We start from the raw sequence: 24016 nt of genomic DNA, 5'->3' as shown, positions 1-24016 counted from the left end.
AATCCTTTATTTGGTCATGGTTTACGGTTGAAAACTGAGGTTTTAGTGGCTATAGAAACCCTTAAAACTCGCTACTATTATCGTGATGTATTAATACGAATTATTAATACAAAGAAGCTGGCTTAAACTAGGGTGTGTCATCATTTAGATTGTGAGGCTTAAAATGAGGAAAATTGCAGCCAAACAAGGAAGAAATTGCCGTAAATATGAACATATTGACAAGATTTCTGACGATGTTTGGCAAAATTTAGCCATTTTAAGACCACTAAATGTATCCATGTGCTAATTGATGACACGCCCTAGGGCGTGTCGAGCACTCAACCATAGCACTGGCAATAGCAGTGACTATTTATGAATGCTTTGTGAATGTTCAACATGCCCTAATATTGTTAATTATATTTTTTTAGAAAGCTTTTAAAAGTTTTGACTCATTGCTCTACTACTGCATCGCTGGGAAAAACACCAATACCAAATGCAACCAACCTGCCAAAAATCCAGTCAATCCGCCCAAGACGATAAGTGTCATCTCATCTTCACGAAACGCCGGACGTAATAAATTCTGAAACTCATCTGGCGATAGCGCACGAATACGATCCCGAAATAGCCCAAATATCTTACTAGCGCGGCTTTCATTCAGCTCAGGATCTCGCAGTGGCACCATAGTAGCAACGATAGATTTGTCAATGATAGTGTTTTTTAACTGTCCATACTCACGGCGACCAAGCCCTACGCGCAAGGTTGTGCTAATGACAGGAGATTCTAGCACTTCATATAGGTGCGACTTCATAAGTTCACGCGTTTGCACAGCACGATCCCCATACATCATCTCATTCATGATGTTCTCAAGCGTGACCAAATCCTTTACCACAATCTCAGCAAAAACTTCAGAGACTTCCTCTTGCCGTTTCATGAAACCACCCTGAAAACGATACTGACCAATATGTGGCAGCTGCGGCCTAATAAACGGGAAGCGACTTTGCAGCGCAAAAAACTTCACGTAAGGGATAAAGTGTGGCTGCACTGGATTAAACACCATCCAAATGGCAATCCAGTTGGTGAGAAATCCCCAAATAGCGGCAAAGAAAGGCACCGTCCAATGCTGCGGCACCACCAAAAATATAAACATTTGGATAATACCGAAAACCAGTCCAATCAACGCACTGATATGCCAAATAAAGTTAATCTCTTTTTGGCCTACCTTCAAAAACATATCGACCATTAAGCGCCGATCATTTTCCATCGTATTAACGATCATTTTACGCATATCGACCAAGTCTTCGACATGATAAGTCAAATCCGTCACGAGCGACTGCATGATACTGGGCAGCTCTTTGTGCGCTTGGGCATAGACGCGACGCTTTAACGCATAAGGCAAATTGCCCCATAGTGCTGGCGAGTGATCCAGCATAATCTCATCAATCAGTGGCTCAAGGTTTTTATCCACCGTATCAGTGATGAATACTGCCATCTGCTCAGGTTCCATCGCCTTAAAAAACTCATTAAGCGAACCCAATTTGGAGAGCGTCTGATCTACAATCACCCCAGATATCTTGCCCGCTTTTCGCGGAACGATACCTTGCCAACCGATACCCGGTAGACCAAAAAATGGAAAGTTCGGAATACGAATACCCCAAAACTTGACCGGATAAAACAGCATTTTGAGCGCCATCCATACGTGTATCCAAGTGACGAATGCCGTCACTGGTGGAATGGTCAGCATGGCAAAAAACTCTGGGTGCTCAGCTATCGTCTGCCACAATGAAGTTGCGTCCATGACTTTCTGTGTCCCTGACGTGATGGTTGTCGTTGCTAATGAAATATGCTTAGCAAGTTGAGAACGCTTAAAAAGACGTTCCGCCTAAATAACTACTATAAAATAAATCGCCTGATTTTAGCATACTTGCCGTTTATTAGCACACGTAGACCAGAAGCAAGTTGTGACTAAAGATGACATATTTTATGTGATTTTGATGGTAGAAAAAACATTAATATGGTCTATCGCTTGTGTGGCGTATTATCACAACAAAATAAATGGCTGAGTACTGCGCCCTCGCGTTTGTTCTGTTATAATTTGTGCTTAATTTGCAGCGAAACCTAGCATACCACCGCTTGCAATCCAATGCTTACTCATAATACTGTATGTGATTGAAATCCTTTATCTTCTCTTTTATATTCATCGCGTTTTGGCTTACTTCCCTGCCCTTTTATTCCATTTCCAATGCTTCTCTGACCGCCTGAGTACTGATTTTCTATGAATAAACCGCTAGCTTCCGACGCCGAACAGGTCAACCGTATTTTTGCGCACCGAATTATTATCTTTGGGCTACTAATATTTTTGGGTCTGAGTGGTTTGCTAATACGCTATGGTTATTTGCAAGTTTATGCTCATGATAAATACACCACACAGGCAGACAATAATCGCATTAAGCTAATATCTGCGCCGCCAAGCCGTGGTTATATTTATGATCGTAATGGCGTGATTTTGGCAGACAATCAGCCCGTATTTACTGCCATGCTAAGCCCTGATGAAGCGGAAGACCCAGAACGTACTTTAAATTTGCTCGCGCCTATTTTTGAGCTTACTGATAAAGACATCACGGATATTTTGGCACGTTTGAGCAAAAGCAAAAACGATCCGGTAACCGTCAAAATCGACTTAACCGAAGCACAATTGGCTCAGTTTAGCGAGCGCAAACCTTTCTTTCGTGGCGTTACTATCCAGAGTAAGCTGACACGCTCATATCCTTATGACGAGCTGTTTGCCCATGTCATCGGTTATGTCGGTCGTATCAATGATAAAGAAACCAAGCGCATTGACAAAGACCGCTATGCGGGTACGGATCTCATTGGCAAAATCGGCATCGAAGATTTTTATGAAGATATTTTACTTGGGCAACCGGGCTACCAATCGGTAGAAACAGATGCCCACGGCAACATCATCCGCCAACTAGACACCAAGCCACCAATTGCAGGGAATGACATTACCTTGAGCTTGGACTATGGTTTACAAACTATTGCTCAGCAGCAGCTTGACGGTCGCCGCGGTGCCATTGTAGCGATAGATCCAAAAAACGGTGACGTACTCGCATTCGTGAGCAATCCAAGTTACGATCCCAACCCTTTTATTTCCGGCATTTCCTTTAAAGATTATGGGGCGCTACAAGATGATCTTGATCAGCCCCTCTATAATCGCGCCCTACAAGGTATGTACCCGCCTGCCTCTACCATTAAACCATTTGAAGGTTTAGGTGCGCTACACTATGGATTGCGAGATTGGAATACGACTATTTATGATCCCGGTTATTTTAGCTTACCTGGTGACTCGCATCGTTTTCGTGATTGGAAACGTGGCGGTCATGGCTCGGTAGATTTAAAGAAATCTATCGTCATGTCAGTCGATACCTACTATTATAAACTGGCCTACGAGATGGGCATTCAGCGTCTGCATGATTGGATGGTACGCTTTGGCTTTGGCAAAGAGACAGGCATTGACTTGCCCAATGAAAAGTCAGGCATTATGCCTTCGCCTAAGTGGAAAAAAGATACTTACGATAAAGGCTGGTTACCTGGTGAAACCATCTCAGTCAGTATCGGTCAAGGGTATTTCTTGGCAACGCCGCTACAGATCGCTAATGCGACGGCGATGACAGCGAGCAAAGGCTATCACATCACCCCGCATCTGTTAAAAAGCAGCGATGGTGCAGCAGCGGTCAATGTCATCACCAAACCCGATGGCAAAATTGACTATAACGGCAAACCCTCTGATTGGCTGCGTATGCACGATGCGATGGAAAGTGTGGTTAAAGATGGCACGGGACGCGGTATCTATACCCCGCGCTATCGTATCGCGGGCAAGACTGGTACAGCACAGGTAAAATCCATCGCTCAAGGCAAACGTTATGATAAGTCTGCGATAGACAAACGCCACTGGGATCATGCGTGGTTCAATGGTTTTGCGCCGGTAGAAGACCCACAAATCGCCCTTGCCGTGTTGGTCGAAAACGGCGGCGGTGGTAGTGCCGTGGCAGCACCTATTGGTCGCGCGCTGTTTGACTATTGGGTATTACAACGCAAAAACGATCCTATTCTGCCACCCTCTGCTGATGAGCTAAAAATCATCAAACGTCAAAAAGCCTTTGAAAAAATCATGCGTGACACCCTGCGCGATAAAGAAGAGGCACTAGCAGAACAGGTAGCTGCACAAGCCGAAACCACGACAGCGACCGAATAAAAACCAATACAGAAAAAGAATAGTGGCCATGAAAAAAACAGCAGCATCGCGTAATACCAAACAGAAAACATCTCATCAGGAAAAATCATCGTCGGCCGGTCAGGTACGTATTATCGGTGGGCAATTTAAACGTCGCAGCGTCAGTTTCATTGATGCTGAAGGTCTGCGCCCAACACCAGATCGCCTGCGGGAGACCCTATTCAATTGGCTACTTGCCGACATCCATGGTGCATACGTACTTGATAGCTGTGCTGGTAGCGGCGTCTTAGGCTTTGAAGCGCTGTCTCGTGGTGCAGCACACTGCACCTTTATTGAGATGAATCGTGGGCAAAGTCAAATGCTAGGCCAAAGTGCTGAGCAGTTGCGGCTCAACGCTGACACCTATCAAATTATCAATGGCACAGCAGAGCAAGTATTGATGCAAAGTCATATCGTCCCGCGCCCTTTCGATGTCGTATTTATCGATCCGCCTTATGCTGAGGATTTATGGCAGCCTATTCTAGCAACGCTTATTACCCAAGCATTAATCAGCACCGAGACGCTTATTTATTTAGAAGCGGATAGAGACTTAGCGACACAATTGGAGCAGTTAGAAGAGACTATTAATAATAGTATGGTGACTCAACCATCTGTTATTCAGCAACCAATTAACTTTGAATGCTTAAAACAAACCAAAGTTGGACAAGTTGTTGCTGGACTTTTTCGCCTATCATCGTCATAATTGTCGGGTTAATGAAAGCCGTTAATAAATTTTAAAAATGTTTAAAACCGCTAAAAAACTGGCCAACGCTGCAGTTTAATGTATATAAGGCGAAAATAAACCCCAATGCAGCTTGCAAGCGTAGGCGCTACTGCTTATAATGTGCAGTCTGTTTTTTGAGAGCCCCGTTTTCCCAGCTAAACTCTCAACGAATTCTAATTTTAAGGTTTTATCATGAAAACACTTAGTGCAAAACCAGCTGAAGTGACCCATGACTGGTATGTCGTAGATGCTGACGGCAAAACCCTTGGTCGCTTAGCCACTCAAATCGCTACTCGCTTACGTGGCAAGCATAAGCCATCTTTTACGCCGCACGTTGACACTGGTGACTTTATTGTTGTCATCAATGCTGACAAAATCACGGTAACGGGTAAAAAAGCGCAAGATAAAAAGTACTATCGTCACAGTGGCTACCCAGGTGGTATCAAAGAAACCAACTTCAGTAAACTGCTTGCACATAAGCCTGAAGATGTTCTACACAAAGCGGTTAAGGGTATGCTTCCAAAAGGTCCTCTTGGCTATGCGATGATCAAGAAGCTGAAACTTTATGCGGGTACTGAACATCCACATGAAGCACAGCAACCTAAAGCACTAGACATCTAAGGATATACTTATGGAACGCAATTACGGAACTGGTCGCCGCAAAACTTCTACCGCTCGTGTCTTTTTAGCGAAAGGTACTGGTAGCATTGTTGTTAACGGCAAACCACTTGATGAGTATTTCAGTCGCGAAACGTCGCGCATGGTTGTTCGTCAGCCTTTAGAATTACTTGACACCCCTACTGCTTATGACCTTTACATCACTGTAAAAGGCGGCGGTATTAGTGGTCAAGCTGGCGCAATCCGTCACGGCATCACGCGTGCATTGATTGAGCTTGACGAAGCCAACAAACCTGCTCTAAAAGCAGCTGGTTTTGTGACTCGTGACTCACGTCAAGTTGAACGTAAGAAATTGGGCCTACGTAAAGCACGTAAACGTCCACAATTCTCGAAACGTTAATCAAAGCTACTTCTTTGCTTTTTGTGGTTATCGCCTTTTTCTCAGAGTCGATTTAACACTATTAAGCAAAAGAATAGATTTGCAAAACCTCATAAGCTGGTCACAGTTTATGAGGTTTTTTTATGGCTGCTCATTAAGTGTCGAAAACCAGCTTGCAAACCAGTAGCGACTACCCCATCATTATAATAACTTTTTGTCATTAGCTCCGACGTTATAAACAGTGCTACAAAAGGACATTATGAAAGCGCCCGAACAATACGACCCCAGCAAACCGCCAGCAAAAAACAGCATACCACCACTGAGTATGCAGCGGTCGGATAAGTCACCCGCCATTCCTGTCGGCACGCCAACGATTACCCAAACTCATAAACGTACGGCACGAGCAGATAAAAAGCCCTTTCAATGGCAGTTCTTATCGCCTAAATATTGGGCAATTTGGCTATTGTTCTTGGTGATGTTACCCATGATTTATCTACCGCTACGATGGCAGTTTTGGCTAGGGCGTAAAGTGGGTATCTTGTTTTACAAAGTTGTAGGCTCGCGGCGACGTGATACGCTCATTAATTTAAAACTGGCCTTTCCAGAAAAGCCGGAAGTTGAACGTGAGCTGATGGCAAAGCAGGTCTTTGTCAATCAAGGTATTGGTATATTTGAAACCTTGTGTGCTTGGTTCCGCCCGAATGTCTTTACTCGCACCGTTTCTATTTCAGGACTACAGCATTTAGTTAATGCTCAAAACGAAAATCGTCCGGTCATTTTACTAGGTGCACATTATACGATGCTTGATTTGGGTGGATTGTTTTGCGCGCAATTTTTTGCCTTAGACTGTATGTATCGTACACAGAATAACCCGCTACTTGATTGGTTCATTTATAACGGTCGCACCAATATCTTCGGTAAGCAAATCTCCAGTCGTGATATGCGTAGCTTGGTGAGTTCAATTAAAGCTGGGCATGTTATTTGGTATTCTCCTGACCAAGACTATGGTCTTAAGCAAGGTGTCATGGCACCGTTTTTCGGGGTGTCAGCAGCCACTATCACTGCCTCAAGACGTATGGCAAAATTGGGCAGTAAGGCGCATCCGCCTGCTGTCATGGCATTGCATACCTATCGGCAAACGCCAGATAACTTGCCGAGTGGCAAACGCCCGCATTATCATCTGACGATTACGCCTGAGCTGCATAATTATCCAAGTAATGACGAGGTTGCTGACGCCACTCAGGTGAATGAAGTCTTAGAGGGACTCATTCGTATCGATCCCACCCAGTGGATGTGGTTTCATCGGCGCTTTAAACATGGGCCGACAGGTCGCACAAATATCTATAAGTAGACTTTATTCCCAAAAATATGAGTAAAATTTGCTATACTTTGAGGCTAATATTTTTGCCATTAACTGTGCAAAACTAACCCTAAATTTATAATAATTTGATAAACCAAATAATGGATTTCCCATGAGTAACAACCGTACTTCTGATAATCAGACCTTTGATAGCCAAATCTCTGATAGCTCAACGCAAGCCAAACGCATTTTAACCGGTATCACCACTACTGGTATCCCCCATTTAGGTAATTACGTTGGCGCAATTCGACCAGCGATAGCATCTATCCAGAATAGTGATGATGAAGCATTTTTTTTCTTAGCAGACTATCATGGCATCATTAAATGCCATGATCCTGCTGCCATTCATGAGTCCACTAAAGCGATTGCTGCAACTTGGCTTGCTTGTGGCCTTGATCCTGAGCGTGTGACGTTTTATCGTCAATCAGATGTGCCAGAGATACCGGAGCTGGCGTGGGTACTCAACTGTTCATGTGCCAAGGGTCTTATGAACCGTGCCCATGCTTATAAGGCATCTGTCGATATTAATAACGAAAAAACTGACGTTGATCCCGATCAAGGTATCACGATGGGTCTGTTTGGCTATCCGGTATTAATGGCTGCGGATATTTTAATGTTTAATGCTACTCACGTACCAGTAGGACGTGATCAAATTCAACATATTGAAATGGCGCGTGATATTGCCGGAACTTTTAATCATAAATATAAGCCGCTATTTACGCTACCTTCAGCCGTCGTCGATGATGAGATGCCCCTATTAACAGGGCTTGATGGTCGCAAAATGAGCAAAAGCTATGGCAATACCATTCCGCTATTTGGTGAGTCTAATCCACAAGTCAGCGCTGAAAAGCAGATGCACAAAGCCATCATGAAGATCGTCACTAACTCGCAGCTGCCTGAAGAGCCGAAAGATCCTGACGATTCTGCTATTTTTGAGATTTATAAAGCCTTTGCTACGCCGCAAGAAATCACCGACATGCGTGCACAGTTTGCTGCTGGTATTGGCTGGGGTGATGCCAAGCAAGCATTATTTGATAAAATCAATGCAGAAGTTGCCCCATTTCGCGCGCGTTACGAAGAACTCATGGCCAATCCGAAAGAGTTAGAAGAAATTCTGCAAATGGGGGCAGAAAAAGCCCGTCGCCATAGCCGTAAACAGTTAGACAAGACTCGCCGCGCCATTGGCATTCGTCCACTTGCCAAACTTAAGTAATAAATAAAGTATTGGTAGATATTATTAATGTCGATGCATAAAGGTTTTGAACGTACTTATTTTTTGTCTTATTGTCAGTCTTTATATGATACTGACAAAGCGTATGACTCTGAGCAAGCAAATAGACTTAATCGTCATCGTCATGTAGAACCAGATTCTGCTAAATTTCTAGCCAGTATTGCCATGATAAGAGAGCCCCATAAAGTGCTGGAGATTGGTACTTCAACTGGGTTTTCTACATTATGGCTTGCTTATGGTCTACGCCACCAGTCTAATGTTGATTTTATATCATTGGATATAGACAAAAGCCGCAGCAACACCGCTAAGCAGCATTTACAAAATGTTGGGTTATCGTCTTTGGTTAGGTTCATCGTGCAAGACGCCTTTGTTTTTCTGAGCAAGACTGAAGATGTTTTTGACTTGGTATTTCTAGATGCAGAGCGTCAGTTTTATTCCAATTATACCGAACGTCTACATAAAGTATTAAGTGTTGGCAGTGTTCTTATTGTAGATAATGTCCTCTCTCATAGTGACGAGGTCTGTGAGTTCCTAGCAGAATTTATCAATAATCCTCGTTATATTTGTCATACTTTAGATATTGGTGCGGGATTATTTATGGCAGTACGTCAGGAACCTTAAGCATTATGGATATATTTGATACTACTGCTATTCGCATTTACCAAACGCCAGTACAGCATCTACCAGAAGATCTTTACGTGCCACCACAAGCATTTGCTATTTGGTTAGAGCAGTTTGCTGGACCGTTAGATTTTTTATTATATCTGGTCAAAAAAAACAACGTTGATCTGACGCAAATGCCAATACTGCCTATCACTGAGCAATACTTGGCTTACATCAGCGAATTAGATACCGAGCACTTTGAGTTGGCCGGTGATTATCTATTGATGGCATCAACGTTGATTGCGATTAAAACTGAGCTGTTACTACCTAAGCCCGAAACGCCTACCGATGAGCGCGACCCAAAAGCTGAGCTGATTGAGCGCCTCGAGGAGTATGCACAAATTAAAGTAGCCAGTCAGCGCTTGGATAGTCTGGTACGGCTTGAGCGTGATGTGTTCTTGGCGATGGTCAGTATGCCCAGTCAAGACATCATGAATGCCGAGCTGCCGAACTACTCACCGAATTTATTGATTGATAGCTTGTTCAAAATGCAGCTACAGCCAGACTATCAAATGCATTCTATCAAGGTCGATACCGTTCCACTTTCCGATCGCATTGCCAGTATTAGTCGACAATTAAGCACGGATGGTGCATGCTCCTTTTATGAGCTACTAGACAAAGCGCAAGGTAAAATAGGTGTAGTGGTTAGCTTTGTCGCCGTGCTCGAGCTGATGAAGCGGCAACTAGTTGGTGTTGTGGTAAGTTCTGCTTCTGACGGTGATAAGACTTCAATGGATACGAATCAATCTGCTATAAACGAGCAAATGGGACCGTTGACCTTACAGTGGTTGGCTTAATGATTTTCAAAAGAGAGCTTTCCTAATGACAGATATTCAGTGTCAACATCTTGAAGAGATAAGCAAGCATATCGAAGTGCTGTTGCATGCATCTGAAGCACCACTCCCTGCCAATGCCTTAAAGAAGCACCTGTCGTTGTCAAGTAAAGAGCTAAAACAAGCCTTAGAACTACTAAGACAACGCTTAGACACGGGCGTCCTTAGCCTACATGAAACTGCCAGTGGTTATCGCTTGCAAATCACAGATAGCTACAGCCTCTTAATCCAACGCGTGTTCCCGCAACGCCAAGAGCGACTGAGCCAAGCCCTACTTGAGACCTTAAGTGTGGTTGCTTATAAACAACCAGTGACCCGCAGTGATATCGAGCACGTGCGCGGTGTCACACTATCGAGCAATATATTGCGCCAATTGTTTGATAAAGGTTGGATTGAAGAGAAGGGCTATAAAGAGACTTTGGGTCGACCAGCATTGCTACATACCACTGCGCAATTCTTAGATGCATTTGGACTGAGTGATTTAGATGAGTTACCGCCAATGCCAGATATGGCAGCCATCAAGACCATGGCCTAATGTTTATATGGCTTCGAAAAAAAGGACAGACCTCATTAGGTCTGTCCTTTTTTCGAAGCTGATTGGTGTAAACCAATACAGCTTGAGTGTGTCATCAATTAGCAGTACTGATTACTGATTACTGATTACTGATTACTGATTACTGATTACTGATTACTGATTAATAATATCAACACCCTTTGGCGGAGTAAATTTGAACTGACTGCTGCTAATGCTTGGGTTTAGCTTGATACCGCTGAATTTGATAGAAGTGGTTTGACCCAGGGTATCGTTTAATACCATCATCACTGGTTTACCACCGCTAAAACTCATTGATAAACTCTTAAAACTGGCACTATCTGACTTTGGATACAGCACATAATAGTTTTTATTATCGTACGGCTGGGTGATTTTAAAGCTTTGATCAATTTTACTTGGATCACCTGACAATAACAGTGCTGGGGTGTTGCCCACTTGGCTATCGACGTTTTGTTTGGTCGCTTGCTCTAAATCTTTATCATAGACCCACATAGAGCTACCATTAGCAATGATCAGCTGCTGTGAGGGTGATTTTGTCTCCCAGCGAAAATTGTTTGGACGCTGCACACTCATAGAGCCAGAAAAAGTACCACTGCTAGCGCCTTTTGTCGTTTGGCTAAAGTTAGCTGTCATGCTTTTTGTGTTTGTTAACAGTTTATTCAGACGCGTGGCTGCTGTTAAATTGTCAGCCGGCGCGGCGGTAGCAGACTGAGTCAATGCCATCATTGGAGCTGCAACACCAAGCGAAGTCATTAATACGCCCGCTAAAGCACCGCTCATTATTTTTTGTTTTAGAGTAGTTGTCTGTTCAATCGTTTGTTTGTTTAGTAAAGTCATTATCAATTCTCTCTTAAAGTGCGTAATCGCTAAAAAATAAATGTTCTTATTAAATTTTTTGTTTTCGATAATGTTTAACTCACCAGATAAAACCAGTGTCATTAAGCAATGCGCACAGTGTGCCAGTTTTTTCATTACGCGCCTAGTCATGATTTGCAATCATTACTACGCCTGCCATACACGCTTGTAACCAACTCTGTTACACAGTACATCAAGGTTTTTCGATAGGGTTTTAAAGGCTGTGATGGCTCACGAACGCAAACCTACTATAAAGTATGGATATAAAAAAGCCTCCACTACCATACGGTAATAGAGGCTTTTCTAGTCATCAGATTATTTTATTCACAGAGAATAAAACAATTCAGATGGGCAATTATGCACTTTCAACCATAACATAACGACGGTTGAATTTACCTTTGGTCGCAAACTTTACAACACCGTCATTCAGTGCAAATAAAGTGTGATCACGACCCATGCCAACGCCTTCGCCTGCGTGGAATTCTGTACCACGTTGACGAACGATGATGTTACCAGCGACGATGGCTTGACCGCCAAAGATTTTTACGCCGAGCATTTTTGGGTTTGAATCACGACCGTTACGTGACGAGCCGGCAGCTTTTTTATGTGCCATGAGAAAATCTCCTTGTTAATGTGACTTATCGCTAATGCGACAACTCTTAAGCATTTAGTGCGCTGTTTAGCAATAATTGCTAAATGGGTAATTAGGCATTAATGGCTTTGATTTTTAACAAGGTATACCATTGGCGGTGACCTTGCTCTTTGTGATAATGCTTACGACGGTTGTGCTTGACGATACGAATTTTTTCGCCGCGACCATGCTCAACAACTTCAACTTCAACGCTAGCACCTTCAACGATAGGCTGACCGATTTTGACAGTTTCACCGTCAACAATCATCAATACGTCTTCAAATTTGATTGTAGCGCCAGTTTCTGCTTTTAGTAGTTCAACTTTAAGCAATTCATCGACGACTACACGGTGCTGTTTACCACCAGTTTTGATTACTGCGTACATTGTATGACTCCGTTTAACCCGTGTGCCGTGGCTGATGTTATACCAACGCTTTTACGACGAACACGACAGGGAAAAATTAAAGGCAAGATTTTACGGCTTTTTGCTCATAAAAGCAAGCCGCGCCTCTTGTTTTTGTAAGGTGGTTACACTAATGACAATCACTCATCCTGCTATATCTACTGCTTATTATAAGAGCGTCATAGACAACAATTCTAATATGAGCATACAAAACAATAATGACGAATGATGGATTAAGCCCAACAGCGGTTATTATAACTTATGCAATCAGTTACTTACAGCCTTTTATGAGTCATTTATGTGATTAAAAAATTTTAAATAAGCTAGAGAACATATATCCAAAATATAAAAGGTTTTTGCAGTTTTTATTCTTCTTAACCCGCGCAGTAAAGCGTGTATAAAACACTTTTGATCTACTTCTGCTTTATACTTTAACCCACAATTTAAACGTACAGCTATGCTATTATAAGCAAAACGATACCTTACCTATAGATAGATAAAGTCAAGGTTATAAAAACTCTCTTTATTCTTATTAATATGACTATTTATTATGACTATTACCTCTTCAACTAATACCTCTTCTATGACTCAATCCATGCCTAGCTATGCTGATATTCAAAGTATCGTCGCTGATGATTTTGAGGTGATGGACAAGCAAGTATTTGGTAGTCTCAACTCAAAAGTACAGCTCGTCATGAGCGTCTCGCAGCATGTAATCAATGCTGGTGGCAAACGTATGCGTCCACTGATTACCTTATTATGTGCCCGCATGTTCAATGACAATCCATCAGAAAAAGCCATGCATTTAGCTGCCATCACTGAGATGCTGCATACTGCTACCCTCGTCCACGATGATGTCATTGATGAGTCAGGACAGCGCCGCGGTAAGCCAACGGCGAATGCCACATGGGATAATGCCACCGCAGTATTGGTCGGTGATTACCTCATTGCCCGCGCCTTCAATCTTTTGGTCGGTTTTCAAAGCCTACCATTGTTGCAAGTGTTCTCGGATGGTACTTGTGATATTGCTGAAGGTGAAGTGTTGCAGCTACAGCATCAGCATAACCCTGCCGCGACAGAAGAAGACTACCTACGCATTATCGATGGCAAAACCTCACGTCTGTTTATGATGGCGACCCAAGGTGCCGCTATCTTGCAAGACAAGACAGAATATATGACGGCATTGGGTGATTTCGGACAGCACTTTGGCAATGCCTTTCAAATTATCGATGATGTGCTTGATTATAGTGGCGATAGTGAAGTGATGGGCAAAAACCTAGGCGACGACCTTGCTGAAGGCAAACCTACTTTACCAACGATCAAAGCACTTGAGTTGCTAAAAAACAGCGATACAGAAGGCTATGAGCAGCTCCGCATTGCCGTACAAACTGGGAAAACGCCTAACGCTGAACAGCTTATTGATTTGGTGCGCCGCTCAGGCTCATTAGATTATTGCAAACAGCGTGCTTTGGAAGAAACCAAACTGGCGCAACAAGCACTGAGCACGCTACCAGACAATCGCTATCGTCAAGGTTTATATCAACTGACCGAGCTTGCTAGCGCACGTTTAGTGTAGCTAGTGTAGCAGCATCGTTTTTTAACGGTTATCAGTCTCGATTCACGTTTCTATTGTGATACTGATCTATGCACAGTAGAGACTGTTGAGTGTTATTTTTATGGTCATAATTAGTACTTGATAAATTTGTTATTTTGCTTACAAACCAAAATTCTCATCGTTTAAAAGCCTCAATGATTATGTGTTTTATAATTATAACAAAAGTTTACAATATGTTTTGATAGTAGGTTGTATATCGCCCTATTGGCGGTTAACTGAGGTGAGACTTACTATAGCGGCACCTCAGTTATTCATAAAACGTAGTATTGCCGTTTTTTGCCGCCTTCCCTCTCCTAAAGTACTTGACTGTGGGGTAACCCCATTAGTTTATAATAACTGATTAAGTTTACTAATCAACTCTGTGGCTTGCCTACATCTATGATGCTCAAAACCTTGCCTCATAATTCATCATACAAACATAAGAACTGGGCATTCTAGTCATTACGTGATATTAAAATTGGTTCTATTAAAACTGATGTTATCGAAAGTGATCTGAGCAAGATATGGCGTGTACTTAGCGTTAAGACTGCCCCTACATTTAATACCTTTAAAATTTCATACGTTAAGATTTATTTACTTATAAATTTTTTATACTGTCACTATTTATTTTATACCTATTGCCGAGGACATTGATGAAGCACTCTACTCTTGCGCTTGTAATAGCATCTGTACTATCTGGAGCTGTACTGATTGGCTGTGACAAAAACGAGGACGCCGCTGGCGCAGATGCCGCACAGCAGCAGATGCCGCCTGCGGTTGTCAACGTTCAGACTGTCACTCTCGATACCGTACCCCAAGTACAAACATTCTCTGGACGCACTGCGGCCTATCAAACTGCTGACGTTCGTCCACAGGTTAATGGCGTCATTGACGAGGTACTGTTCCGTGAGGGCGGTAACGTCAAAAAAGACCAGCCACTCTATCGTATCAATACTGATAACTATGCCACTTCTATCACCAGCGGTGAAGCAGCAGTTGCTCAGTCTCAAGCCAATTATCAGACTGCACTGGCCAATAACGCCAATGCCAAAGCTGAATTGGGCAGTCGCCAAGCTTTATTAGCCCAAGCGGTCAATGATTTTCAGCGACTACAAGGTCTTGTAGAGATTGACGCTATCTCTAAACAACAATACGATCAAGCACAAACCGCTGTGCGTACTGCACAAGCAGCTGTCCAAAGCGCCAATGCTGCTATCGGTCAAACACAAGCAGGTATCGAAAGCGCGAAGGCAGGTATTCAAACGGCTCAAGCAGGATTGGAGTCCAGCACGTTAGATCTTAACCGTACGATTGTACGGGCACCGATCTCAGGGCGCACAGAGCGCTCGAATGTGACTGCGGGTACTTTAGTCAGCGCCAGTCAAGCCAATCCGTTGGTGACGATTTCGCGTCTAGACCCTATCTATGTAGATATCAGTCAATCATCGTCTGAGCTGCTCAAATTACGCCAGCAAATATCTGAAGGCAAAGCACAACCCGGTATGAACTCGGTTGAATTGGTCCTAGAAGATGGCTCAGTCTATCCTGTACGTGGCAAGCTTGCATTGTCTGAAGCCAAAGTTGATGCGTCAACAGGCGCTGTGACCTTACGTGCCATCTTCCCGAACAGTAATAATATCTTGCTGCCGGGTATGTATGTCACTGCACGCTTGACCCAAAGCGTCATTACCAATGCTGCGCTAGTGCCGCAAAGCGCAGTGTCACGTACGCCTAAGAGTGAGACGCAAGTCTATATCGTCGATGAAAACAACAAAATCCAAGTACGTCCAGTCACTATTAATGGTACTTATAACGGACAATGGGTAGTTACTGACGGTCTAAAAGCAGGTGATAAGGTCGTGATTATTGGTGGCTCAAAAGTCAAACCTGATCAAGAGGTAGTCGCTAAGCCATTAGAAAGCACCAATCCAGCACCATCTGCAAAAGGACAAGGTACGCCAAACGCCAAAACGCCTCAGCAAGCTGCAAAAACGGTGGATAAGCCAGCTGGTAACGGAACTTCTGCTAAGAAACCTACAGAAACCACTGCTAACTAATTCTATTCAAAGATAGGAAGACTTAGGGATATACTATGTCACGTTTTTTTATTAATCGCCCTATTTTTGCATGGGTTATGGCTATTTTGGTCATGCTCATCGGGGTGATATCGGTCATTAACCTACCGATCGAACAGTATCCACGTATTGCACCACCGACCATCTCAGTCAGTGCCAGCTATCCTGGTGCTAATGCACAAACTGTCGAGAACTCAGTCATACAGATCATTGAACAACGTATGAAGGGTCTTGATGGTCTGATGTATATGTCGTCATCGAGCTCGTCAAATGGTAGCGCCTCAGTGACGCTTACCTTTGAGAATGGTACTGATTCTGATACCGCACAAGTACAAGTACAGAACAAACTGCAAGCAGCGATGAGCTCCTTGCCTGAGTCAGTTCAGCGTCAGGGCGTCAACGTCAATAAATCGTCTAGCAGCTTTTTGATGGTGCAAGCATTTATTTCTGAAGATGGCACCATGGATCGGGCAGATATTGCCGATTATATTAACTCCAATGTCGTCGATTCGATCAGTCGTGTAGAGGGTGTGGGTGAAGTTCAAGTCTTTGGCTCTACCTATGCGATGCGTGTATGGCTTGACCCTTCACGCCTACGTAGCTATAACATGGTGCCCTCTGATGTGGTCAATGCGATACGAGCGCAGAACGCGCAAGTATCTGCCGGTCAGTTAGGTCAAGCACCTGCTGATACCGACCAACAGGTTATCAATGCCACCGTTACAGTGCAAAGCTATCTTCAAACGCCTGAAGAATTCCGAAACATTCTACTAAAAACAGATACCTCAGGCGCACAAGTGCGCTTAGGCGATGTGGCAGATGTCGAAATCGGTAGTGCAGACTATAGTGTAATATCGCTATACAATGGTCAAGAAGCTGCCGCTCTAGGTATTTCACTCGCAGGTGGTGCTAACGCGCTTGAGACTCGTGAAGCCGTTGGCGCACGTATGGCGGAGCTAGAAAAAAACTTCCCAATTGGTCTAGTCTCAGTCGTTCCTTATGACACCACGCCGTTCGTACGCTTGTCTATCGAACAAGTCGTCATGACCCTCATTGAGGCAATTGTGTTGGTATTTATCGTCATGTTCATTTTCTTACAGAACTGGCGTGCAACTATTATTCCGACGCTTGCCGTACCTGTCGTTTTACTGGGCACGTTCGCAGTGCTTTATGTAGCGGGCTTTAGTATCAACGTGCTGACCATGTTTGCGATGGTACTGTCCATCGGTCTACTGGTCGATGATGCGATCGTTGTGGTAGAGAACGTTGAACGTATCTTAGAAGAAGACCCCCATATTTCTATTAAAGACGCGACCATTCAATCGATGGGTGAGATTAGTAAGATTGTTATCGGTATTGCTTTGATTCTATCAGCAGTATTTGTACCGATGGCCTTCTTCGGTGGTTCAACGGGCGTAATTTACCGTCAGTTCTCCATTACTTTGATTACTGCTATGGTGTTATCAGCCATTGTCGCCCTTGTTTTCACCCCTGCGCTATGCGTGACCTTATTAAAACGTGGCAAGAGCCATGAAAAAGGCAACGAAGAAAAGCAAAAAGGCTTCTTTGGCTGGTTTAACCGCTCATTCTTTAAGCTTAGTCGTTCATACGAAGGCTTTGTCGGTAAAAGCTTTCGCTTCAAATGGTTATATTTGATTGGTTATGCGGCCATTATTGGCGTCATGGTGGTGGTATTCTTACGTATTCCCGGCTCATTTTTACCAGAAGAAGATCAAGGTATTATGTTTACCTTGGTTCAGCTTCCTGCCGGTTCGACATTAGATGAAACACAAGAAGTGCTCGATAAAGTAAGAAACTATTACGACACTCAAGAAACCGATAACATTGCCTCCGTCTTTACCATTGCAGGTTTTAGCTTTGCAGGTCAAGGGCAAAATATGGGACTGGCATTCGTTCGCTTGTCAGATTGGGAAGCGCGTTCGGGTGATGAGAACACTGCTCAGGCTGTTGCTGGTCGAGCAATGGGTTACTTCTTTACTCAATTAAATGAAGCGCAAGTTTTTGCGATTGTACCGCCAGCCATTACCGAACTTGGTAACGCCAGTGGTTTTGATTTGATGCTCCAAGATAATGGTAATCTTGGTCACGAAGGGCTACTTGAAGCACGAAACATGCTGCTAGGCATGGCAGCGCAAAACGATCAAGTCGCTGGTGTACGTCCTAACGGTCAGGAAGACTCACCGCAGCTCAAGGTGAATATCAATCAAGAGCAAGCCGCCGCTTATGGCTTGTCACTAGGTAATATCAATAGCGTTATCTCCACCGCTTGGGGTTCAAGCTACGTTAATGACTTTATTGATCGTGGCCGTATTAAACGCGTCTTTGTTCAAGGTGAAGCGAGTAGCCGTACCAATCCTGATGATATTGGTAAATGGTATGTGCGAAATGAAATGGGCGATATGATCTCATTTAATGCTTTTTCGACCAGTGAATGGCAATCAGGCTCACCACGTCTGACCCGCTACAACAGCTTACCGTCTATGAACATCCAAGGTAGTGCTGCGCCCGGTCTAAGTACTGGTGAAGCCATGAGCTCGATGGAAGCCATGATTGAGAAGCTACCTGAAGGTATCAGTTACGAGTGGACAGGTATGTCACTAGAAGAGCAAAAGTCAGGCGCTCAAGCACCGATGCTCTACGCGCTTTCAATCTTAGTCGTTTTCTTATGTTTGGCAGCCCTCTATGAAAGCTGGTCTATCCCCTTCTCTGTTCTACTGGTCATTCCACTTGGGGTATTAGGGGCAGTCATATTTACGTGGCTACGAGGTTTCGCCAACGATATTTACCTGCAAGTAGGTCTACTGACGGTGGTTGGTCTATCGGCCAAAAACGCCATCTTGATCATTGAGTTTGCAAAAGAGCATCAAGAGGAAGGCTATAGTCTAAAAGAGGCAGTTATGACAGCAGCACGCCAACGTCTGCGCCCAATTGTCATGACCTCACTTGCCTTTGGTCTAGGTGTTGTGCCATTATTCTTGGCGAGTGGTCCAGGTTCAGGCAGTCAGAATGCCATTGGTACCAGTGTGGTTGGCGGCGTCGTAACGGCGACCCTCTTAGGCATCTTCTTTATCCCGATGTTCTACATTTGGGTACGCAGTGTGTTCCCTCACAAGTATGACAACAACAAGCCAAATGATAAAGGCGATGGCGATAATGGTACGCCTGCTCCTCAGAACCCAACTCCCTCAGAGAGTTATCAGCCTGCAAGCCTTGGAGACAATACATAATGAGTGCTCAAAAAACATGTACAACCAATACTACAGCGGTGGTAGCCTCTGCTACCCTTGCGCGCCCAGTTCTATCACGCATGCGCAAGAACAGCGGTCGTTTAATAGGCTTGACTGCTTTAGCGATGAGTATGGCGGCTTGTAATACCATTCCAAAAGCCGATACCCGCCCTGTACTTGCTGAGCCCAATATCTCTATTGAACAAGCCTACGGGGCGTTCGACAAGGAAACGGCTAGTAACGCGTCACAGCCAAGTATTGCGGGTCAACGCTGGCAAAATTTCTATAGCGATGAGCGTCTAAAAGGGCTGATTGCTTTAGGACTTGAGAATAATAAAGACTTTGAAAGTGCCCGTTTAGCCATTGAAAAAGCACGAGCGCAATATCAAATCACCGATATTAACGACCTGCCAACCATCAATGGTAGTGGCGGCTACACGCGCCAAGCACAGAATAGAACTGACAAAAACCCTAACAGTAGTTATAACGTCAACCTAGGATTGGCCAACTACGAGCTGGATTTTTGGGGTAAGATTTCTAGCCTAAAAGATCAAGCGTTGCAGAATTTTTTGGCGACTACAGCCGCGAAGGATTCGACTCAAATTAGTCTAATCAGTAATATTGCCCAAAGCTATGCCAATTTAAGCTATAGCTTGGCACAGCTTAAGCTGGCAGAAGCTACTGTTGAGAGTCGTGACAGATCATTGTTTATTGCGAGCAAACGTTTTGAGGCAGGCATTGATCCTAAACTGCCTTCATTGCAAGCCAGTGCTTCTTTAGAAAATGCTAGGCTTGCCGTATTACGGGCACAAAGCAGTATCTTGACCTCACGTAATGCCTTGCAATATTTGATTGGCGCCTCTATTCCAAACGAGTTGATTCCAACACCGGCAGTCAGCAATATTACTAGCCAGCAACTCTTTAATGCCGGCTTACCAAGTGAGTTGTTACGCTATCGCCCTGATGTCCTACAAGCGGAATACAACTTAAAAGCTGCGGGTGCCAATATCGAAGTGGCACGTGCGTCTTACTTCCCTTCTATTAGCTTAGCAAGTAGTGTTGGTGTCAGTAGCGGTAGCTTAGATGATCTGTTCAAAAGCGGGGCAGTCGGCTGGTCTTTTGGCCCAAGTATTAGTGTCCCAATCTTTGACGCAGGTCGTTTGGATGCTGAATACAATGTGGCCAAAATCGAGCGTGAGCAGACGCTTTCGAATTATGAGCGCTCTATCCAAACCGCATTCCGCGAAGTGTCGGATGTGCTAGCGACACGCGCCACCTTGGGTGAGCAGTTAGAATCCCAGTATCGCCTACAAGATAACTTTGAGCAAACCTATCAAATTGCCGATGCACGCTTTAAAGCGGGTGTCTCCAACTATCTAGATGTCCTCGATGCCCAGCGTTCGTTATTCTCAACCCAGCAGGGAATTTTGGATTTAGAACTACAAAAACTTGTCAGCCAAATTGAATTGTACCAAGCGCTCGGTGGCGGTGCTAACCTTGATGTGCCAACGGTCATCCCTGTGCCGCAATATACCAACTTGGTTCAAGTCGTCAATCTACCTGCCTATAGCAACAAGGTAAAAGCGGCTAACGCGATTGATGCGGCGAGCTCAGCACGTGTGGCTTCTTTACAAGAAGCCATCGCAATCAAACAAGCGCAGCCGCTAGAAACCACTACCTTTGAGCCGACTGCTATCGTCGATGTCAATAGCGATGGTAAAACAGATGCTGCAGTGGGTGTGATTACCGAAGAGACGCGTTTCAATGAAAATAGTGTTGAGCAAGTGCCGGTCACGCAGATTGTTGAGCCTTAAATGGTTCAATCTTAAAATCGTGACATCACAGTATCCTTGTATTGACAGTTGATAAGTACCATTAGCCCTGCCGACTTGGTAGGGCTTTTTGCTTTTATCAGTTGTCTTTGGTTATAGTAGAATCACTAGGGCGTGTCTTCATTTCAAAAATGGTGATAAAAATGAGATAAATTGCCGTCAAACAAGAAAAATAGTGCAGATAATATCGGGATATTAACCAGCTATTTGACGATGTTTGGCAAGATTTAGCCATTTTTAGCCCATTCAGATGACTATCGAGTGAATTGAAGACACGCCCTAGGCTAACGGCTATTTTGTTAGCGCCCATTTTCAAATATTAAATCTATAGTCGATACTATAGTTAATACTAAATAAAATGGATACGTTATTTAATAACGCGAAACTGGTATAAATTTTTCTTGCTTGCTATGCCTACGCAGACAGAGACTAAAAAAAATTTATATCAATCACAATGTCTCTTTTTTATATTGAACTGACTATATCAGTACCTATGCTCCAATGACATGAAGCGATAACCATTAAAACGATCGTAAGGAATGATTATGACCTATACCTTTAACCGCCAATACCCTGCCACTCGCCTGCGCCGCCTACGTTATAACGATAATGTACGGGCTATGATTCGTGAAGTAGAGCTGCATCCTAAGCATTTCATCGCCCCCGTATTTGTCTTAGAAGGCAACAACCAGCGTGAAACCATCGCTAGTATGCCGGGTGTTGAACGTCTATCAATTGATTTGCTGATTGATTATGCCAAGGAATTATTAGCAGAAGGTGTCACCACTATCGACATCTTCCCTGTCATTGATAATGCCTTAAAAACGCCTGATGGCAAAGCAGCCTATGATGAAAATGCCCTGACTGCACGTACGATAAAGGCGGTCAAAGACGCTGTGCCAGAAATGGTCGTCATGACTGATGTGGCGCTAGACCCTTATACCTCACACGGTCAAGATGGCCTGCTCGATGACAGCGGTTACGTCATCAACGATGCAACCATCGAAGTATTGGTCAAGCAAGCGCTCGTCCATGCTCGCGCGGGTGCTGATATCATCTCGCCTAGTGACATGATGGATGGTCGTATCAAAGCCATGCGTGATGCGTTTGAAGAAGAAGGTTTTGTGAATACCGCGATTATGGCCTACTCAGCCAAGTATGCCTCTGCATATTATGGTCCATTCCGTGATGCGGTCGGCAGTGCTGGCAATCTAAAAGGTGGGCATAAGAAACAATATCAGATGGACTTTGGCAATCGTGCTGAAGCACTGCATGAAGTCGCCATGGACATTAATGAAGGTGCTGATATGGTCATGATAAAACCTGGTCAGCCATACTTAGATTTGATTCGTGAAGTTAAAGATACCTTTGGCGTACCAACCTTTGCTTATCAGGTCTCTGGCGAATATGCCATGCATATGGCTGCTATCCAAAACGGCTGGTTGAGTGATGCGGTCATCTTAGAATCTTTGATTGGTTTCCGCCGTGCTGGGGCTGATGGTATCTTGACGTACTTTGCATTAGAAGCTGCCCGTCAGCTAAACAACGCTTAGTATTGAGCTACTTTTCATGTCGTAAAAAAGCCCCAACTGCTTATTAGTAGCTGGGGCTTTTTTTATACTGACACTCTATTAAAATAAAAAGATTTATTGCGTGTACTAACTATGAGTATCTACAGCTGCTCACGATTATGCGCTGTCGTAAAATCAATAGCAGGACCAACAGGTATGATACGAGTGGGATTGATATTGGCGTGACTGGTGTAATAATGCTGCTTGATGTGAGTCATATTCACCGTCTCTGCAATACCTGGCACCTGATATAAATCACGCAGATAGCCCCACAGATTTGGATAATCAACGATGCGATGCAGATTACACTTAAAATGCCCAACATAAACGGCGTCGAAACGAACCAAAGTGGTAAACAGTCGCCAATCGGCTTCGGTTATGGTGCTCCCTGTGAGGTAGCGCTGACCTGCTAAGCGCGCCTCAAGTGTATCTAGTGCCGCAAACAGCTCAATCACTGCCTCTTCATAGGCCTCCTGCGTGGTCGAAAACCCAGTTTTATACACCCCATTATTAATCGTAGAATAAACAAACGTATTGATATCATCGATTTCGCTCAACAGATCTGCTGGCAAAAAATTACCTGCTACAGCACCAACTTCGTCGAAAGCTGAATTAAACATGCGAATGATTTCAGATGATTCATTACTCACGATCGTATTGGTCTTCTTATCCCATAAAATCGGCACTGTGACACGGCCTGTATAATCTGGCTTTGCTTTGGTATAAAGCTCATACGCATAGTCTGCATGGATAACTGGGTCAGCAACGACGCCTGCACCATCTGCAAATGTCCAACCGTGCTCACCCATATAGGGATTAACCACGGATATTGGGATGAGGTCTTCTAAACCTTTGAGCTTACGATAAATCAAAGTGCGATGCGCCCAAGGACACGCAAGCGACACATATAGATGGTAACGGTCAGGTTCGGCTTTAAAGCCCTCAATACCTGTTGGTCCTGCCCTGCCGTCTACCGTGACCCAGCTTCTAAAGCCTGCATCTTCACGCTCAAAACGTCCACCATTGGCTTTTGTCTCGTACCATTTGTCTTGCCATTGCCCGTCTACCAATAAGCCCATATTATTCTCCGACTATTTCTAATTGTCATTTAATACTGTTAAGCATGACTGACTTTAAGTCATTACCATTATGACTCTCACTTCAGTTAGAGATATCATACCAGTTATAGGCTCTTAT

The 24016-nt window shown here is 44.0% G+C and carries 19 protein-coding genes; 14 read left to right on the top strand and 5 right to left on the bottom strand.

What is annotated here, in order from left to right:
* Positions 1-439: 439 nt before the first annotated feature.
* The gene (locus tag RH96_RS07250) at positions 440-1774 is read right to left on the bottom strand and encodes a membrane protein (protein WP_010199226.1); all 1335 of its coding nucleotides are present in this window, start codon (positions 1772-1774) and stop codon (positions 440-442) included.
* A 477-nt stretch (positions 1775-2251) separates the two neighbouring features.
* Here RH96_RS07250 and mrdA point away from each other — a divergent pair, with 477 nt between their 5' ends.
* The 9 genes from mrdA (at position 2252) to scpB (ending at position 10592) form a co-directional block, all read left to right on the top strand.
* Complete coding sequence (gene mrdA / locus RH96_RS07245; protein WP_010199225.1) at positions 2252-4231, top strand: penicillin-binding protein 2; 1980 nt, start codon at positions 2252-2254, stop codon at positions 4229-4231.
* Positions 4232-4259: 28 nt separating this feature from the next.
* Positions 4260-4952, top strand: coding sequence for a 16S rRNA (guanine(966)-N(2))-methyltransferase RsmD (rsmD, locus tag RH96_RS07240; protein WP_010199224.1), 693 nt, complete (start codon positions 4260-4262; stop codon positions 4950-4952).
* A 213-nt stretch (positions 4953-5165) separates the two neighbouring features.
* Entirely contained in the window at positions 5166-5594 is a 429-nt protein-coding gene (gene rplM, locus RH96_RS07235; RefSeq protein ID WP_010199223.1) for a 50S ribosomal protein L13, read from the top strand.
* Between the two features lie 10 nt (positions 5595-5604).
* Entirely contained in the window at positions 5605-5991 is a 387-nt protein-coding gene (gene rpsI / locus RH96_RS07230; RefSeq protein WP_010199221.1) for a 30S ribosomal protein S9, read from the top strand.
* Between the two features lie 238 nt (positions 5992-6229).
* Complete coding sequence (locus RH96_RS07225) at positions 6230-7321, top strand: lysophospholipid acyltransferase family protein (RefSeq protein WP_010199218.1); 1092 nt, start codon at positions 6230-6232, stop codon at positions 7319-7321.
* Positions 7322-7442: 121 nt separating this feature from the next.
* Positions 7443-8543, top strand: coding sequence for a tryptophan--tRNA ligase (trpS, locus tag RH96_RS07220; protein ID WP_010199215.1), 1101 nt, complete (start codon positions 7443-7445; stop codon positions 8541-8543).
* Between the two features lie 27 nt (positions 8544-8570).
* The gene (locus RH96_RS07215) at positions 8571-9182 is read left to right on the top strand and encodes an O-methyltransferase (RefSeq protein ID WP_010199212.1); all 612 of its coding nucleotides are present in this window, start codon (positions 8571-8573) and stop codon (positions 9180-9182) included.
* A gap of 5 nt (positions 9183-9187) precedes the next feature.
* Positions 9188-10021, top strand: a complete 834-nt coding sequence (locus RH96_RS07210) for a segregation and condensation protein A (RefSeq protein ID WP_010199209.1) — start codon at positions 9188-9190, stop codon at positions 10019-10021.
* Positions 10022-10046: 25 nt separating this feature from the next.
* Positions 10047-10592: an SMC-Scp complex subunit ScpB gene (scpB, locus tag RH96_RS07205; protein WP_010199206.1), complete on the top strand. Its 546-nt coding sequence runs from the start codon at positions 10047-10049 to the stop codon at positions 10590-10592.
* Positions 10593-10745: 153 nt separating this feature from the next.
* Here scpB and lolA read toward each other — a convergent pair whose 3' ends face one another.
* From lolA to rplU, 3 genes are all read right to left on the bottom strand, one after another.
* Positions 10746-11447 (bottom strand): outer membrane lipoprotein chaperone LolA, encoded by a 702-nt coding sequence (lolA, locus tag RH96_RS07200; protein WP_026037202.1) that lies wholly within the window; start codon positions 11445-11447, stop codon positions 10746-10748.
* 373 nt (positions 11448-11820) lie between these two features.
* Positions 11821-12078 carry a 50S ribosomal protein L27 gene (gene rpmA, locus RH96_RS07195; protein ID WP_010199200.1) on the bottom strand — a complete coding sequence of 86 codons (258 nt, stop codon included), beginning with the start codon at positions 12076-12078 and terminating at the stop codon, positions 11821-11823.
* A gap of 91 nt (positions 12079-12169) precedes the next feature.
* Positions 12170-12481, bottom strand: coding sequence for a 50S ribosomal protein L21 (gene rplU, locus RH96_RS07190; protein ID WP_010199185.1), 312 nt, complete (start codon positions 12479-12481; stop codon positions 12170-12172).
* A gap of 568 nt (positions 12482-13049) precedes the next feature.
* Here rplU and RH96_RS07185 point away from each other — a divergent pair.
* The 5 genes from RH96_RS07185 (at position 13050) to hemB (ending at position 22801) form a co-directional block, all read left to right on the top strand.
* The gene (locus tag RH96_RS07185; protein ID WP_026037201.1) at positions 13050-14075 is read left to right on the top strand and encodes a polyprenyl synthetase family protein; all 1026 of its coding nucleotides are present in this window, start codon (positions 13050-13052) and stop codon (positions 14073-14075) included.
* Between the two features lie 671 nt (positions 14076-14746).
* Positions 14747-16150: an efflux RND transporter periplasmic adaptor subunit gene (locus RH96_RS07180; RefSeq protein WP_010199181.1), complete on the top strand. Its 1404-nt coding sequence runs from the start codon at positions 14747-14749 to the stop codon at positions 16148-16150.
* 35 nt (positions 16151-16185) lie between these two features.
* Positions 16186-19416, top strand: a complete 3231-nt coding sequence (locus RH96_RS07175) for an efflux RND transporter permease subunit (protein ID WP_010199179.1) — start codon at positions 16186-16188, stop codon at positions 19414-19416.
* A complete protein-coding gene (locus RH96_RS07170; RefSeq protein WP_010199177.1) occupies positions 19416-21230 on the top strand; it encodes an efflux transporter outer membrane subunit in 1815 nt (604 codons plus the stop codon). The genes RH96_RS07175 and RH96_RS07170 overlap by 1 nt, the downstream gene beginning before the upstream one ends.
* A 563-nt stretch (positions 21231-21793) precedes the next feature.
* Positions 21794-22801 carry a porphobilinogen synthase gene (gene hemB / locus RH96_RS07165; protein WP_010199175.1) on the top strand — a complete coding sequence of 336 codons (1008 nt, stop codon included), beginning with the start codon at positions 21794-21796 and terminating at the stop codon, positions 22799-22801.
* A 119-nt stretch (positions 22802-22920) separates the two neighbouring features.
* On the opposite strand, the gene RH96_RS07160 is transcribed toward hemB, so the two are convergent.
* Positions 22921-23898: a glutathione S-transferase family protein gene (locus tag RH96_RS07160; RefSeq protein WP_010199173.1), complete on the bottom strand. Its 978-nt coding sequence runs from the start codon at positions 23896-23898 to the stop codon at positions 22921-22923.
* Positions 23899-24016: the final 118 nt, after the last annotated feature.

This window comes from Psychrobacter sp. PAMC 21119, assembly GCF_000247495.1.
GTDB lineage: Bacteria > Pseudomonadota > Gammaproteobacteria > Pseudomonadales > Moraxellaceae > Psychrobacter > Psychrobacter glaciei.
The sequence above is the reverse complement of the archived record's forward strand: the minus strand, read 5'-3'. Positions and strand labels throughout refer to the sequence as shown.

What these genes read in the sequence shown, in the direction of transcription:
- RH96_RS07250 (WP_010199226.1), bottom strand. Translation starts at nt 1,774, where the DNA reads ATGGACGCAACTTCATTGTGGCAGACGATAGCTGAGCACCCAGAGTTT.
- mrdA (WP_010199225.1), top strand. Translation starts at nt 2,252, where the DNA reads ATGAATAAACCGCTAGCTTCCGACGCCGAACAGGTCAACCGTATTTTT.
- rsmD (WP_010199224.1), top strand. Translation starts at nt 4,260, where the DNA reads ATGAAAAAAACAGCAGCATCGCGTAATACCAAACAGAAAACATCTCAT.
- rplM (WP_010199223.1), top strand. Translation starts at nt 5,166, where the DNA reads ATGAAAACACTTAGTGCAAAACCAGCTGAAGTGACCCATGACTGGTAT.
- rpsI (WP_010199221.1), top strand. Translation starts at nt 5,605, where the DNA reads ATGGAACGCAATTACGGAACTGGTCGCCGCAAAACTTCTACCGCTCGT.
- RH96_RS07225 (WP_010199218.1), top strand. Translation starts at nt 6,230, where the DNA reads ATGAAAGCGCCCGAACAATACGACCCCAGCAAACCGCCAGCAAAAAAC.
- trpS (WP_010199215.1), top strand. Translation starts at nt 7,443, where the DNA reads ATGAGTAACAACCGTACTTCTGATAATCAGACCTTTGATAGCCAAATC.
- RH96_RS07215 (WP_010199212.1), top strand. Translation starts at nt 8,571, where the DNA reads ATGTCGATGCATAAAGGTTTTGAACGTACTTATTTTTTGTCTTATTGT.
- RH96_RS07210 (WP_010199209.1), top strand. Translation starts at nt 9,188, where the DNA reads ATGGATATATTTGATACTACTGCTATTCGCATTTACCAAACGCCAGTA.
- scpB (WP_010199206.1), top strand. Translation starts at nt 10,047, where the DNA reads ATGACAGATATTCAGTGTCAACATCTTGAAGAGATAAGCAAGCATATC.
- lolA (WP_026037202.1), bottom strand. Translation starts at nt 11,447, where the DNA reads ATGACTTTACTAAACAAACAAACGATTGAACAGACAACTACTCTAAAA.
- rpmA (WP_010199200.1), bottom strand. Translation starts at nt 12,078, where the DNA reads ATGGCACATAAAAAAGCTGCCGGCTCGTCACGTAACGGTCGTGATTCA.
- rplU (WP_010199185.1), bottom strand. Translation starts at nt 12,481, where the DNA reads ATGTACGCAGTAATCAAAACTGGTGGTAAACAGCACCGTGTAGTCGTC.
- RH96_RS07185 (WP_026037201.1), top strand. Translation starts at nt 13,050, where the DNA reads ATGACTATTACCTCTTCAACTAATACCTCTTCTATGACTCAATCCATG.
- RH96_RS07180 (WP_010199181.1), top strand. Translation starts at nt 14,747, where the DNA reads ATGAAGCACTCTACTCTTGCGCTTGTAATAGCATCTGTACTATCTGGA.
- RH96_RS07175 (WP_010199179.1), top strand. Translation starts at nt 16,186, where the DNA reads ATGTCACGTTTTTTTATTAATCGCCCTATTTTTGCATGGGTTATGGCT.
- RH96_RS07170 (WP_010199177.1), top strand. Translation starts at nt 19,416, where the DNA reads ATGAGTGCTCAAAAAACATGTACAACCAATACTACAGCGGTGGTAGCC.
- hemB (WP_010199175.1), top strand. Translation starts at nt 21,794, where the DNA reads ATGACCTATACCTTTAACCGCCAATACCCTGCCACTCGCCTGCGCCGC.
- RH96_RS07160 (WP_010199173.1), bottom strand. Translation starts at nt 23,898, where the DNA reads ATGGGCTTATTGGTAGACGGGCAATGGCAAGACAAATGGTACGAGACA.